Source organism: Hydrogenophaga crocea, from assembly GCF_011388215.1.
GTDB classification, from domain to species: Bacteria; Pseudomonadota; Gammaproteobacteria; order Burkholderiales; family Burkholderiaceae_C; genus Hydrogenophaga; species Hydrogenophaga crocea.
Genome location: NZ_CP049989.1, coordinates 491,954 through 504,372, shown reverse-complemented (window position 1 = coordinate 504,372; position 12,419 = coordinate 491,954). Strand labels below are relative to the sequence as shown.

Sequence of the window (12,419 nt, the reverse complement as noted above, 5' to 3'; positions counted from 1 at the left end):
GGCCTCAAAGGATGTCTTCGGACATCACCACGCGCACGCCCGGCGTGGCCGCCAGCGCCGATTCGAGCAGCGTGCGCGCGATTGCCTCGGCCTGAACCACGCGCCAGCGCCGCGGCAGCACCGGGCCCAGCGCCTGCGTGAGCGCCACGAACAGCCGCTCGCGCGGACGGTGCTCCACGCGTTCGCCGCCGATCAGGCCGGGCCGCACCAGGGTGAGCGAGGGGTAGCCGAGCGCGAGCAGGTCGCGCTCGACCTCGCCCTTGGTGCGCGAATAGAACACGCGCGAGCGCAGGTCGGCGCCCAGGGCGGAATTGAAGGCATAGGCCTGCGCACCGTGGCGCAAGGCCAGCTCGCCCACCCGCAGCGGCAGGTCGTGGTCGACCCGGTAGAACGCGGCCTGCGAGCCCGCGGTCTTGATCGTGGTGCCGATGGTGCAGACCACGGCGTTCACGCCCCACCAATCGGCCTGCTCGGGCAGGCGCTCGAAATCCACCACGGGGTTGATCAGCCGGGCGTGCGTGGGCAGCGCGCGGCGCGTGGGCGCCACCACCTGGCTCACCTGGGGATGGGCAAGGGCCTGGCGCAGCACGTGGCTGCCAACCAGGCCGGTGGCACCGGCCACCATCACTGTTTTCATGCAAGGGCTCCTGGGCCGCGGCGCCGCGCGGCTGCCGGATGTTCGGGGCCGGCCTCGGGGGCGGTCAACCGGGCTTACATGCCGATACCGCCGGGGCCGGCGGAGTTCAATTCAGCGCGCGGCGCAGTTGCTGCAGGCGCTGCTCGATGGCCCCGCGCTCCAGCGCGTCGTCGGCGTGCTCGACGAAGGTCTCGAGGTCTTCCACCGCATGGCGCAGATCGCCGAGCTCGGCCCAGGCCAGACCGCGGTCGCGGTACTCGGCCCAGGCGTCGGGCAGCAGCACGATCAGCCGGTCCTGCACCGCGATCAGCCGCAGCCAGTCTTCCTGGGTGCGGTGGATTTCCTTGAGGTTGCGCAACATGCGCGCGAGGATCTCGCGCGGCGAAGCGGCCTGCAGGTACAGGCCCACGGGCACATCGAAGTCGTCGACCAGGCCATTGCGCCGCTTGTAGGGTTCGAGCCGCTCGGACAGGTCTTCGCGGCTGAGCGACTGGCCGGTGAAGGGGTCGATCACCACCTGCCCGTTGGGCAGGTTGATCTTGATCATGAAGTGGCCCGGGAAGTTGACGCCGCGCGCCTTCAGCCCCAGGCCCTGCGCGAGCTCCAGCCACAGCACCGCGAGCGAAATCGGGATGCCGCGGCGCGTGCGCAGCACCGCGTTGAGGTAGCTGTTGTCGGGGTCGTAGTAGTTGTTGACGTTGCCGCCGAACCCCATGTCGCGGAAGAAGAACTGGTTGAGCACACGCAGGCGCTGCAGCGCACCCGCGTCCTCGGGACAGCGGCGCTTGACGCGTGCCACCATCTGATCGACATCGCCGAGCACCTGCTGCACGTCGAGATCGGGGTACTCGTCCTGGGCAATGGAAGCGGCGGCCTCGAACAGGGGCAGCAGATCGTCGTCGCGCACCAGCGACGCGAAATACCCCAATGGGGTGGGGGTGCTGAAGTCGAGCGTGAATGCCATGAGGACTGGGTACCGGTATGGCGGATGACGGGCGGCGCTTTATTGTCGGACGAACTGGCGCAAGTTCAAACCCGACAGCACCAAGGCCCCGAAGTACAGCGCAGCCGCGCCCAACACGCACAGCGCCAGCAGGCCCACGCGCGTGAGCGCGGCGCCCTGGAAACCCAGCCAGGCCACGTGCGTGCCGGCCCAGGTGAGGAAGATCGCGAGCAGCGCGCTGGCCGCGAGCACCTGCAGCCCGAACTTCGCCCAGCCCGGCGAAGGCCGGTAGGCGCCGCGGCGGCGCAGCCCCACCAGCAGGAACAGCGCATTCACCAGCGCGCCCAGCCCGATCGCCAGCGCCAGGCCCGCATGCGCCAGGTGCGGCACCAGCACCACGTTGAGCACCTGCGTGAGCGCCAGCACGCCGATGGCGATCTTCACGGGCGTGCGGATGTCCTGGCGCGCGTAGAAACCCGGCGCCAGGACCTTGATCGCGATCAGGCCGATCAGGCCCGCGCCGTAGCCCATGAGCGCGAGCGCGGTCTGCTGCACGTCGCCCGGGCCGAAACGGCCATAGTGGTAGAGCACGGCCACGAGCGGCTGGGCAAAGGTGAGCAACGCCACAGCGCAGGGCACGGCCAGCAGCACCACCAGGCGCAGCCCCCAGTCGAGCAGCGCGCTGTAGCGCGCGTCGTCCCCCGAGGCCTGGGCCGCCGCGAGCTGGGGCAAGAGCACCACGCCCAGCGCCACGCCGAGCAGCGCCGTGGGGAACTCCATGAGCCGGTCGGCGTAGGTGAGCCAGCTCACGCTGCCCACGGCCAGGTGCGAGGCGATCTGGGTGTTGATGAGCAGCGAGAGCTGGGCCACGCTCACGCCCAGCAGCGCAGGCAGCATGAGCGTGGTGACGCGGCGCGTGCCCGGGTGCGCCCAGGCTGCGCGCAGCGCGGCGCGGCTCAGGCCGATGCGCGGCCACAGGCCGATGCGCCGCAGCGCGGGGATCTGCACGCCGAGCTGCAGGGCCCCGCCCAGCAGCACGCCGCCGGCCATGGCGTAGATGGGCGAGATGCCCATGCGGCCGAACCAGGGCGCGCCCCACAGGGCGGCGGCAATCATGGCCACGTTGAGCAGCACCGGCGTGGCCGCCGGCACCACGAAGCGCTTCCAGGTGTTGAGCACACCCGCGGCCAGCGCGACGAAGGACATGAAACCGATGTAGGGAAACATCCAGCGCGTCATGACCACGGCGGCGTCGAAGCCCTCGGGCGACTGCTTGAGGCCCGCGGCCATGGCATACACCAGCAGCGGCGCGCCCAGCACCCCGAGCAGGCACACCGCCAGCAGCACCCAGGCCAGCACGGTGGCGATCTGGTCCACGAGCTGGCGCGTGGCCTCGTCGCCCTCCTGGGCGCGGGTGCCCGCGAGCACCGGCACGAAGGCCTGGCTGAACGCGCCCTCGGCGAACAGGCGCCGCAGCAGGTTGGGGATGCGGAAGGCGACGTTGAAGGCGTCGGTGAGCGCGCTGGCGCCGAACATCGCCGCCATGAGCAGCTCACGCACCAGGCCCGTGATGCGCGAGGCCAGGGTCAGCAGGGAGACGACGGAGGCGGACTTGAACAGCGACACGAGCGCGAGTGTAAGCGGCCCCTCACCTGGGCCCGACGGGCTGCCTCGGCGGAAAAGGGCCACCGGGCTATAATCGCGGGCTTTGCTGGCAACATCCACAAACACCTAAGGAACACACCATGGCCACCAAGCCGAAGAAAAAGAACCCCCGTCTGGCGTCCGGCCGCAAGCGCGCCCGCCAGGACGTCAAGCTCAACGCCGCCAACAGCTCGCTGCGCTCCAAGTACCGCACCGCGGTGAAGAACGTGGAAAAGGCTGTCGTCGCTGGCGACAAGGCCAAGGCCACCGAGCTGTTCGCCAAGATGCAGGCCGTTGTCGACACCATCGCCGACAAGGGCATCTTCCACAAGAACAAGGCCGCTCGCGACAAGAGCCGCCTGTCCTCGAAGGTCAAGGCCCTGGCCACCGCGGCCTGAGCCCCACCCCTCACCCGCCCGGGCCCTGAATCGGGGCCTGCCGTTTGAATCGGGTGCGCTGCCAGCAAAAGCAAAAAAGCCGTCGCAAGACGGCTTTTTTGTTGTCCACGTCCGGACGGCTTATTCGGGGAGCAGGCAGCCCTCGGCCACCTGCAGGTCGTTGTCGCGCGCGAAGTTCATGCAGAAGTCCCAGGCCATGGGCTCGGCCTCGCGCAGGTCGCTGTGCACCACCACGCACTTCACGCCGTTGATCACGTTGGGCACGCACCAGGGGGAATAGCTCAGGTGGCTGCCGGGCTGCGCGCCGCCCGGGCGAAAACCGCTCATGACGCCCGCCAGGCGTTCGGCCCAGTCGCTCGGGCGAAAGGTGCGCCCGTCCCGGGTGATGCCCTGGATGAACACTTGCTTCGGCGGGGATGCGGCCATCGGATGCAGAGTAAGCCTTCGGTGGCAGGCTTGGAGCAGGAATCGGACCACCGCAGGCACCGGGATCGCCGGGCGGGTGGGAGCGCAGAATTCTATCTTATATAAGACTCGGGATTACCCTTGACCCCTGGCTGCGCCCGGCCCCAGGGCGGCCGCGATCGCAGCGATGCCGGATCGTCATCGGTGGCGCACGGGACGTGTGCCTACAATCGCGCTTCAACGGCTCACCTGCCCCGCAGCGTTGAGCCGCTTTCATTTTCTGGCCTGCCCTCGGAGCCCCCTGCATGAACGCTGCGCTGAACACCGTTGCCTCGCCCCACGTGATGAACACCTACGGCCGCGTGCCGATCGCGTTGTCGCACGGCCGCGGCTGCCGCGTCTGGGACACCAACGGCAAGGAGTACCTCGACGCGCTCGCCGGCATCGCCGTCAACACGCTGGGCCACGGCCACCCCAAGCTCGTGCCCGCGCTGCAGGACCAGGTGGCCAAGCTGATCCACAGCTCGAACTACTACCACGTGCCCAACCAGGAGCGCCTGGCGCAGATGCTGGTGGAGCGCTCGGGCATGACCAACGTGTTCTTCTGCAGCACCGGTCTCGAAGCCAACGAAGCCGCGCTCAAGCTCGCGCGCAAGTACGGCCACGACAAGGGCATCGAACGCCCCGAGATCGTGGTCTACGAGAAGGCCTTCCACGGCCGCTCCATCGCCACGCTGTCGGCCACCGGCAACCCCAAGGTGCAGGCCGGCTTCGGCCCCCTGGTCGAGGGCTTCGTGCGCGTGCCCGCCAACGACATCGAGGCCCTGAAGAAGGCCACCGAGAACAACCCCAACGTGGTGGCCGTGTTCTTCGAGACCATCCAGGGCGAAGGCGGCGTGAACCCCATGCGCGCCCAGTACCTGAAAGACGTGCGCGCCCTGTGCGACCAGCGCGACTGGCTGCTCATGATCGACGAGGTGCAGTGCGGCATGGGCCGCACCGGCAAGTGGTTTGCGCACCAGTGGGCCGGCATCGTGCCCGACGTGATGCCCCTGGCCAAGGGCCTGGGCTCGGGCGTGCCGATCGGCGCGGTGGTGGCCGGCCCCAAGGCCGCCCACATCTTCCAGCCGGGCAACCACGGCACCACCTTCGGCGGCAACCCGCTGGCCATGCGCGCGGGTGTCGAGACCATCCGCATCATGGAAGAAGACGGCCTGCTGGCCAACGCCGAGCGCGTGGGCACCCACCTCAAGGCCGCCCTCGAGAAAGGCCTGGCCGGTGAAACCGGCGTGAAAGAGATCCGCGGCCAGGGCCTGATGCTCGGTGTGGAGCTCACCAAGCCCTGCGGCGTGCTCACGCAGCGCGCGGCCGAGGCCGGGCTGCTGATCTCGGTCACCGCCGACACCGTGGTGCGCCTGGTGCCGCCGCTGATCCTCACCACGGCCGAGGCCGACGAGATCGTGGCCATCCTGGTGCCGCTGATCAAGGCCTTCCTCGCGGAGTGAGTGCACCCATGTCCATCCGCCATTACCTGCAGTTCAAGGACTTCACGGCCGACGAGTACGCGCACCTGTTCGAGCGCGCGGCCTTCATCAAGCGCAAGTTCAAGGCCGTCGAGAAGTACCAGCCTTTTGCCGACCCCGACCGCACGCTGGCCATGATCTTCGAGAAGGCCAGCACGCGCACCCGCGTGAGCTTCGAGGCCGGCATGTACCAGATGGGCGGCTCGGTGGTGCACCTCACCACCGGCGACAGCCAGCTCGGCCGCGCCGAACCCATCGAGGACAGCGCGCGCGTGATCAGCCGCATGGTCGACATCGTGATGATCCGCACCTTCGAGCAGGCCAAGATCGAGCGCTTCGCCGCGCACTCGCGCGTGCCCGTCATCAACGGCCTCACCAACGAATTCCACCCCTGCCAGATCCTGGCCGACCTGTTCACGCTGGTCGAGTACCGCCCCGCCGCCAGCGGCAAGCCGCTGGACGCGATCCGCGGCAAGGTGGTGGCCTGGGTGGGCGACGGCAACAACATGGCCAACACCTGGCTGCAGGCCGCCGAACTGCTGGGCTTCACGGTGCACGTGAGCACGCCGGGCGGCTACGAGGTGAACCCCGCGCTCGCGGGCATCACCAAGCCCGACTGCTTCAAGGTCTTCGCCGACCCGCGCGAGGCCTGCCGCGGCGCCGACCTCGTCACCACCGACGTGTGGACCAGCATGGGCTTCGAGGCCGAGAACGAGGTGCGCCGCCAGGCCTTCGCGCAGTGGTGCGTCGACGAGGCCATGATGGCGCTGGCCAAACCCGACGCGCTGTTCATGCACTGCCTGCCCGCGCACCGCGGCGAAGAGGTGACGGCCGAGGTCATCGACGGTCCGCAAAGCGTGGTCTGGGACGAGGCCGAGAACCGCATGCACGCGCAGAAGGCGCTCATGGAGTACCTGCTGCTCGGCCGCATCGCCTGAGCGCCCCACCCCGCCGCCGATCGCTCCTGGCCGGCGCGCCCGCCGGCCCCGACCCATGCAAGCCCTGCTCGACGCCATCGCCCGGATGGACCGGCCCACCGACGCCCGGCGGATCTTCCATGGCCGCGGCGGCCTGCACCCGGGCTGCGAGCACTGGGCGCTCGACGCCTTTCCGCCGGTGTTCGTGCTGACCAGCTTCCAGCCCGTGCCCGATGCGGACCTGGCCGCGGTGCACGAGGCCCTCGCCCGCCGCTGGGCCGACATCGCCCCCGGCGAGCCGCTCAACTGGGTCTTCCAGTGCCGCCACGAAGGCCGGCCCGACACGCGTCTGATGGCGGGCGAAGTGCCCGAACCGCACGTGGTGAGCGAACGCGGCGCGCGCTACCGCGTGCACGTGATGCGCGGCCAGAACCACGGCCTGTTCCTCGACATGGCCGAAGGCCGCCAGTGGGTGCGTGAGCACGCGCGCGGCCGCAAGGTGCTCAACCTGTTCGCCTACACCGGCGCGTTCTCGGTGGTGGCGCTGCAGGGCGGCGCCAAGCAGGTGCTCAACATCGACATGAGCGGCGGCGCCATGGCCATCGGGCAGCAGAACCACGCGCTCAACGGGCTGACCGCGGGCGCGGGCTTTCTCGCGCACGACATCTTCAAGACCTGGGGCCGCATCACGCGCAGCGGGCCCTACGGCCTGGTGATCGTGGACCCGCCGAGCTACCAGAAGGGCAGCTTCGTGGCCACCAAGGACTACGCGCGCCTGGTGCGCCGCCTGCCCGAGCTGTTGGTTCCCGGCGGCCAGGCGCTGCTGTGCCTGAACGCGCCCGAGCTGGGCCCCGGCTTTCTGCAAGACCTGGTGCGCGAGGCCGCGCCCGAGCTGGTCTTCGAACAGCGCCTGGCCAACCCCGAGGCCTTCGCCGACGCCGCGCCCGAGCGCGCGCTCAAGGTGCTGGTCTACCGCGCGCCAGCCTTGGAAACGGAGGCCGCATGAGCGCCTGCACCACCTGCGGCGCGTGCTGCGCCTGCTTTCGGGTCGACTTTGCGGTCTACGAAATGGAAGACATGGGCGGCCAGGTGCCCACGGGCCTCGCGGTCGAGGTCAACGGCAGCACCATGCGCATGCGCGGCACCGACCACGTGCCCATCCGCTGCGCCGCGCTCACCGGCAAGCTCGGCGAGAAGGTGGGCTGCGGCATCTACGAATGGCGGCCCTCACCCTGCCGCGAGTTCGAAGAAGGCAGCGAGGCCTGCGGCCGCGCGCGTGCCCGCCACCACCTGCCGCCGCTGGGTGAATCCGGCTGATCGTTCAGGCCTCAAGTTTTTCATCGGCTGTTGGCAATAACCGACACCACGGCGTTTTTCGCGGTGCTACTTTCGCCGCTCCATGAAAACGCTTTGGGACATTTCCCCCCCGGTTCACGCGGGCGCGCCGGTCTTTCCCGGTGACACCGCGTACACGCAGCAATGGGTCGCCAGCATCGGCCCGGGCTGCCCCGTCAACGTCAGCGCCATCACGCTCTCGCCGCACGTGGGCGCGCACGCCGACGCTCCCCTGCACTACGACCCCAACGGCCTGCCGATCGGCGAGGTGCCGCTCGAGACCTTCATCGGTCCCTGCCGCGTGATCCATGCCATCGGCCGCGGCCCGCTGGTGCTGCCCGAGCACCTCGCGCATGCGCTCGACGGCTTGCCCCCGCGCGTGCTGGTGCGCACCTATGCGCGCATGCCGCAGCAGGCCTTCGACCACGAGCTGCCCGCCTTCGCCCCGCACACCGTCGAACAACTCGCCGACCGGGGCGTGCGCCTGATCGGCATCGACAGCGCCAGCATCGATCCCGCGAGCAGCAAGACGCTCGACAGCCACCAGGTGATCCGCCGCCGCGGCCTGCGCGTGCTCGAGAACCTGCTGCTCGACGATGTGCCCGAAGGCGACTACGAACTCATCGCCCTCCCCCTGAAGCTCACCACCGCCGACGCCTCCCCCGTGCGCGCGGTGCTGCGATCACTGCCCTGACCATGAACCTGCAAGACTGCCGCGCGCTCGACGCGCAAGACCCCCTGCGCGCCCTGCGCGACCTGTTCGAGATCGCCGACGGCACGATCTACCTCGACGGCAACTCGCTCGGCGCCCTGCCGCGCGCCACCGCGGCGCGCGTGGCCGAGGTGGTCACGCAGGAATGGGGCCGCGACCTGATCCGCAGCTGGAACAGCGCGGGCTGGTTCGAAAAGCCGCGCACCGTGGGCGACCAGATCGCGCGCCTGATCGGCGCCGCGCCGGGCACCACCATCGCCACCGACAGCACCAGCATCAACCTGTTCAAGGTGCTGAGCGCGGCGCTGCGCATCAGCGCGCAGCGCAGCCCGGGGCGCTGGCGCATCGTGAGCGAGCGCAGCAACTTCCCCACCGACCTCTACATCGCCGAGGCCCTGTGCAAGGACAAGGGCTGGGAGCTGGTGCTGGTGGAGCCGCACGAGATCGCCGAGGCCCTGAAGGACGAGAAGCTCGCCATCCTCATGCTCACGCACGTGAACTACCGCACCGGCGCCATGCACGACATGGCCGCGGTGACCCAGGCCGCGCACGACGCCGGCGTGCTCGTGGTGTGGGACCTCGCGCACAGCGCGGGCGCGGTGCCGGTGGACCTCACGGGCGCCGATGCCGACTTCGCCGTGGGCTGCGGCTACAAGTACCTCAACGGCGGTCCGGGCGCGCCGGCCTTCGTGTGGGTGAACCCGCGCCACGCCGACCAATGCTGGCAGCCGCTCGCGGGCTGGTGGGGCCACGACAAGCCCTTCGCCTTCACGCCCGACTACCAGCCCGCGCCGGGCATCGTGCGCTACCAGTGCGGCACACAGCCCATGATCAGCCTGGCCGCGCTCGAGTGCGGCGTGGCCACGGTGCTGGCGGCCGAGCCGCACGGCGGCATGGCCGCGCTGCGTCGCAAGTCGCTCGCGCTCACCGACCTGTTCATCGCGCTTGTCGAAGAACGCTGCGCGGGCCATGGTCTGCAACTGGTGACGCCGCGCGAGCACGGTCAGCGCGGCTCGCAGGTCTGCCTCTCGCGCAGCGAAGGCGCCTACGCCATCGTGCAGGCCCTGATCGCGCGCGGCGTGATCGGCGACTACCGCGCGGGCGACGGCGCGGGCCATCCCGACATCCTGCGCTTCGGCTTCACGCCCCTGTACCTGGGCTTCGAAGACGTGTGGCACGCGGTCGAGCACCTGCGCCAGGTGCTCGAGAGCGGCGAGTGGCGCCGCCCCGAGTTCAACCGCCAGCACGCGGTGACCTGAGGACCGCGCCATGAGCGAGACGCAACGCCCCGAAGACGTGGTGCGCGAGGAGCGCGCCCAGCTCGACTTCAGCCGCGACATGAGCTATGGCGACTACCTGCAGCTCGACGCGATCCTGAGCGCGCAAAAGCCGCTGTCGCCCGCGCACGACGAGATGCTGTTCATCGTGCAGCACCAGACCAGCGAGCTCTGGATGAAGCTCATGCTGCACGAGCTGCACGCGGCCATGGCCCACATCGCGCGCGACGAGCTCGCGCCCGCGTTCAAGATGCTCGCGCGCGTGAGCCGCATCATGGAGCAGCTGGTGCACGCCTGGGACGTGCTGGCCACCATGACGCCGCCCGAGTACAGCGCGCTGCGGCCCTACCTCGCAAAGTCCAGCGGCTTCCAGAGCCACCAATACCGCTGCATCGAGTTCGCCATGGGCAACAAGAACGCGGCCATGCTGCAGCCGCACGCCCACCACCCCGATCGCGCGGCCACGGTGCGGGCGGCCTATGAAGCGCCTTCGCTCTACGACGAGGCCCTGCGCCTGCTCGCGCGCCGCGGCCTGCCCGTGCCCGCCAGCCACACCGAGCGCGACTGGACCCGGCCCTACGAGGCGAGCGACGCGGTGGAGCAGGCCTGGCTGCAGGTCTACCGCGACCCGCAGGCGCACTGGGACCTGTACCAACTCGGCGAAGAACTCACCGACCTCGAAGACACCTTCCGCCTCTGGCGCTTCCGCCACGTCACCACGGTCGAGCGCGTGATCGGTTTCAAGCGCGGCACCGGCGGCACCGGCGGCGTGAGCTACCTGCGCAAGATGCTCGACGTGGTGCTGTTCCCGGAGATCTGGCGCCTGCGCACGGCGCTCTGAGCTTCAGGCGTTCGTGCGGGCCGTGTCCTGGGCCACGCGAAACACCACGAACTCGAAGGGCCTGAGCAGGGCCACGCCCACCAGCACGACCACGCGGCCTTCGGCCAGGTCGTGCTCGCCCATGGTGCTGCGGTCGCAGCGCACGAAGAAGGCCTGCTCGGCGCCCGTTCCCTGCAGCGCGCCCTCGCGCCAGCGCGCGTGCAGGAAGTCGGCGATGCCCTGGCGCAGCCGCGTCCACAGTGCCTCGCCGTTGGGTTCGAACGCGGCCCAGCGCACGCCGCGCACGATCGAGGCCTCGATGGCGAGGAAGCTGCGGCGCGGCGCGACGTACTTCCATTGCAGATCGCTCGAGAGCAGGCGAGCGCCCCACACACGGTGGCCGCGGTCGCTGAAGCTGCGCAGGCAGTTCAGCCCCAGGGGGCCAAGCAGCTCCTGCTCCGCCGTGCTGATCGGATGGACGAAGCGCAGCGCCCCGCGCACCACTTCATTGGCGGGTGCGCGGTGCACGCCGTGCTGCGCATCACAACGCGCCCAGACGCCGGCCACGAAACCCGACGGCGGCAGCACCACCTCGCCCGACGAGCCGGGCGCAGCGCCCGCGGCCAGCGGCCGGGCCGCGACCACCCACGGGTAGTACATCGCGGCATGGCTGGAGTCGAAGCGACGGCGGTGCTGGCGCGCCTGCGCCGGTGTCAGGTCGGGGGGCGTGTCGAGCAGGGCCACGCGCCAGGCCCGCCAGGCCTCGGCATGCGCCACCAGCGCGGCCGCAATGGCCAGGGGCGCCTCGGGGTCGGCCGTGGCGTAGGCACTGCTGCCCGGCGCGGCCACGATGGACACGTCGTCGAGCGCGGCCACGGCTTCGAGCGCCCGCCGGTAATCGGCCGGCGTGGGTTCGCCGCCGTCGCTGCCGCCGGCCAGCCGCCATTCGCACTCGCTCAGGCCCTGCAGCAGCAAGGCCCGCAGCATGGCCGGCGGCAGCGTGCGCGGCGCCTCCAGCGCCACCGGGCCGCGCAGCGCGCTGCCGATCCAGCGCGGGTGCTCGGGTGACAGGCCCAGGCCCTCGTCGCGGCGGGTGTGGCCGTCGCGGTCGGTGCAACTCACCGCCAGCGTGAGCAGGCAGGCGCCGGCGTCGGCCAGTTCGCGCGCAGACCGCACGGGCATCGCGGGCTGGCCGGGCGCGCCCCAGCCATCGCCGCGCTTCACGCACAGCACCGCGTCGGGCAGGCACAGCACGCTGCCCAGCGGCGCCTGCGCCAGTGCCTCGGGCGAGGCGGCCCGACGCAGTTCGCGCACGTGCACACGGCCATTGCCCGCCGCCCCGGGCCAGCGCGCGCGCCAGCGCAGCGGCGGCTCGACCGACACCCGCGCCTCGGCGCGGGCCGCCCCCGCGCCCACCACACGCGACACGTACAGGCGCGTGCCGCCTTCGTTGAAGAAGGCGCGCACCGCGTGCGCCAGGTGGTTCGTGGCCGGCACACCGGGCCCGAGTGCGAGGTCGGCCAGGCCGCCGTGCACGCGTTCGTAATCGGCCAGGCTGGTGAGCAGTTCGAGGGCTTCGCCAGGGCCATCGCCCTCGCGGCAGGGCCCGGTGCTGGTGGGGCCCACGAAGGCCGCGGTGCCGGTGCCGGCCGCGGCGATGGGGGGCGCGCGGTGGGGGCGCGCTTCGATGGCGACGCCGGGCGCGAGGTGATCGGGCATGCGCTGTTTCTCCCTGGGCGGGGCGCCACCGGCGCCTGCCCGGGCCGGCCGACAGGCCGGGCGCCGGCGGCCCACCGCCTCCCCCACCA

At 70.7% G+C, this 12,419-nt stretch carries 13 protein-coding genes; 8 read left to right on the top strand and 5 right to left on the bottom strand.

All coding sequences use genetic code 11. From position 1 onward, the window contains the following. Nucleotides 1–4 precede the first annotated feature (4 nt). The 3 genes from G9Q37_RS02360 to murJ form a co-directional block, all read right to left on the bottom strand. A complete protein-coding gene (locus tag G9Q37_RS02360; RefSeq protein ID WP_166224036.1) occupies nucleotides 5–637 on the bottom strand; it encodes an NAD-dependent epimerase/dehydratase family protein in 633 nt (210 codons plus the stop codon). Between the two features lie 106 nt (nucleotides 638–743). Then, entirely contained in the window at nucleotides 744–1,601 is an 858-nt protein-coding gene (locus tag G9Q37_RS02355) for a SirB1 family protein (protein ID WP_166224033.1), read from the bottom strand. 39 nt (nucleotides 1,602–1,640) lie between these two features. Beyond that, entirely contained in the window at nucleotides 1,641–3,206 is a 1,566-nt protein-coding gene (murJ, locus tag G9Q37_RS02350; RefSeq protein ID WP_166224030.1) for a murein biosynthesis integral membrane protein MurJ, read from the bottom strand. Between the two features lie 119 nt (nucleotides 3,207–3,325). On the opposite strand from murJ, the gene rpsT reads away from it, so the two are divergent. Beyond that, a complete protein-coding gene (gene rpsT / locus G9Q37_RS02345) occupies nucleotides 3,326–3,622 on the top strand; it encodes a 30S ribosomal protein S20 (protein ID WP_166224027.1) in 297 nt (98 codons plus the stop codon). A 120-nt stretch (nucleotides 3,623–3,742) separates the two neighbouring features. Here rpsT and G9Q37_RS02340 read toward each other — a convergent pair whose 3' ends face one another. Continuing rightward, on the bottom strand, nucleotides 3,743–4,048 hold the full coding sequence (locus tag G9Q37_RS02340; protein WP_166224024.1) for a DUF3579 domain-containing protein: 306 nt from the start codon (nucleotides 4,046–4,048) through the stop codon (nucleotides 3,743–3,745). A 284-nt stretch (nucleotides 4,049–4,332) separates the two neighbouring features. On the opposite strand from G9Q37_RS02340, the gene G9Q37_RS02335 reads away from it, so the two are divergent. The 7 genes from G9Q37_RS02335 to kynA all read left to right on the top strand — a co-directional run bounded on the left by G9Q37_RS02335 (nucleotide 4,333) and on the right by kynA (nucleotide 10,632). Further along, nucleotides 4,333–5,532, top strand: a complete 1,200-nt coding sequence (locus G9Q37_RS02335; protein WP_166224021.1) for an aspartate aminotransferase family protein — start codon at nucleotides 4,333–4,335, stop codon at nucleotides 5,530–5,532. Between the two features lie 8 nt (nucleotides 5,533–5,540). Beyond that, the gene (gene argF, locus G9Q37_RS02330; RefSeq protein ID WP_205710711.1) at nucleotides 5,541–6,488 is read left to right on the top strand and encodes an ornithine carbamoyltransferase; all 948 of its coding nucleotides are present in this window, start codon (nucleotides 5,541–5,543) and stop codon (nucleotides 6,486–6,488) included. A 55-nt stretch (nucleotides 6,489–6,543) separates the two neighbouring features. After that, nucleotides 6,544–7,473, top strand: a complete 930-nt coding sequence (locus G9Q37_RS02325) for a class I SAM-dependent methyltransferase (RefSeq protein WP_166224015.1) — start codon at nucleotides 6,544–6,546, stop codon at nucleotides 7,471–7,473. Beyond that, nucleotides 7,470–7,784 carry a YkgJ family cysteine cluster protein gene (locus G9Q37_RS02320; RefSeq protein WP_166224012.1) on the top strand — a complete coding sequence of 105 codons (315 nt, stop codon included), beginning with the start codon at nucleotides 7,470–7,472 and terminating at the stop codon, nucleotides 7,782–7,784. The genes G9Q37_RS02325 and G9Q37_RS02320 overlap by 4 nt, the downstream gene beginning before the upstream one ends. An 82-nt stretch (nucleotides 7,785–7,866) precedes the next feature. Further along, on the top strand, nucleotides 7,867–8,496 hold the full coding sequence (gene kynB, locus G9Q37_RS02315) for an arylformamidase (RefSeq protein ID WP_166224009.1): 630 nt from the start codon (nucleotides 7,867–7,869) through the stop codon (nucleotides 8,494–8,496). A gap of 2 nt (nucleotides 8,497–8,498) precedes the next feature. Further along, nucleotides 8,499–9,773, top strand: coding sequence for a kynureninase (kynU, locus tag G9Q37_RS02310; protein WP_166224006.1), 1,275 nt, complete (start codon nucleotides 8,499–8,501; stop codon nucleotides 9,771–9,773). Between the two features lie 10 nt (nucleotides 9,774–9,783). After that, the gene (gene kynA, locus G9Q37_RS02305; RefSeq protein ID WP_166224003.1) at nucleotides 9,784–10,632 is read left to right on the top strand and encodes a tryptophan 2,3-dioxygenase; all 849 of its coding nucleotides are present in this window, start codon (nucleotides 9,784–9,786) and stop codon (nucleotides 10,630–10,632) included. Nucleotides 10,633–10,635: 3 nt separating this feature from the next. Here the strand turns inward: kynA and G9Q37_RS02300 are convergent, their stop codons facing one another. Further along, nucleotides 10,636–12,330 carry a phage tail sheath family protein gene (locus G9Q37_RS02300; protein WP_166224000.1) on the bottom strand — a complete coding sequence of 565 codons (1,695 nt, stop codon included), beginning with the start codon at nucleotides 12,328–12,330 and terminating at the stop codon, nucleotides 10,636–10,638. Between the last annotated feature and the right edge of the window lie 89 nt (nucleotides 12,331–12,419).

What these genes read in the sequence shown, in the direction of transcription:
- G9Q37_RS02340 (WP_166224024.1), bottom strand. Translation starts at nt 4,048, where the DNA reads ATGGCCGCATCCCCGCCGAAGCAAGTGTTCATCCAGGGCATCACCCGG.
- kynA (WP_166224003.1), top strand. Translation starts at nt 9,784, where the DNA reads ATGAGCGAGACGCAACGCCCCGAAGACGTGGTGCGCGAGGAGCGCGCC.
- kynU (WP_166224006.1), top strand. Translation starts at nt 8,499, where the DNA reads ATGAACCTGCAAGACTGCCGCGCGCTCGACGCGCAAGACCCCCTGCGC.
- G9Q37_RS02355 (WP_166224033.1), bottom strand. Translation starts at nt 1,601, where the DNA reads ATGGCATTCACGCTCGACTTCAGCACCCCCACCCCATTGGGGTATTTC.
- G9Q37_RS02360 (WP_166224036.1), bottom strand. Translation starts at nt 637, where the DNA reads ATGAAAACAGTGATGGTGGCCGGTGCCACCGGCCTGGTTGGCAGCCAC.
- rpsT (WP_166224027.1), top strand. Translation starts at nt 3,326, where the DNA reads ATGGCCACCAAGCCGAAGAAAAAGAACCCCCGTCTGGCGTCCGGCCGC.
- argF (WP_205710711.1), top strand. Translation starts at nt 5,541, where the DNA reads ATGTCCATCCGCCATTACCTGCAGTTCAAGGACTTCACGGCCGACGAG.
- G9Q37_RS02325 (WP_166224015.1), top strand. Translation starts at nt 6,544, where the DNA reads ATGCAAGCCCTGCTCGACGCCATCGCCCGGATGGACCGGCCCACCGAC.
- G9Q37_RS02335 (WP_166224021.1), top strand. Translation starts at nt 4,333, where the DNA reads ATGAACGCTGCGCTGAACACCGTTGCCTCGCCCCACGTGATGAACACC.
- kynB (WP_166224009.1), top strand. Translation starts at nt 7,867, where the DNA reads ATGAAAACGCTTTGGGACATTTCCCCCCCGGTTCACGCGGGCGCGCCG.
- G9Q37_RS02300 (WP_166224000.1), bottom strand. Translation starts at nt 12,330, where the DNA reads ATGCCCGATCACCTCGCGCCCGGCGTCGCCATCGAAGCGCGCCCCCAC.
- G9Q37_RS02320 (WP_166224012.1), top strand. Translation starts at nt 7,470, where the DNA reads ATGAGCGCCTGCACCACCTGCGGCGCGTGCTGCGCCTGCTTTCGGGTC.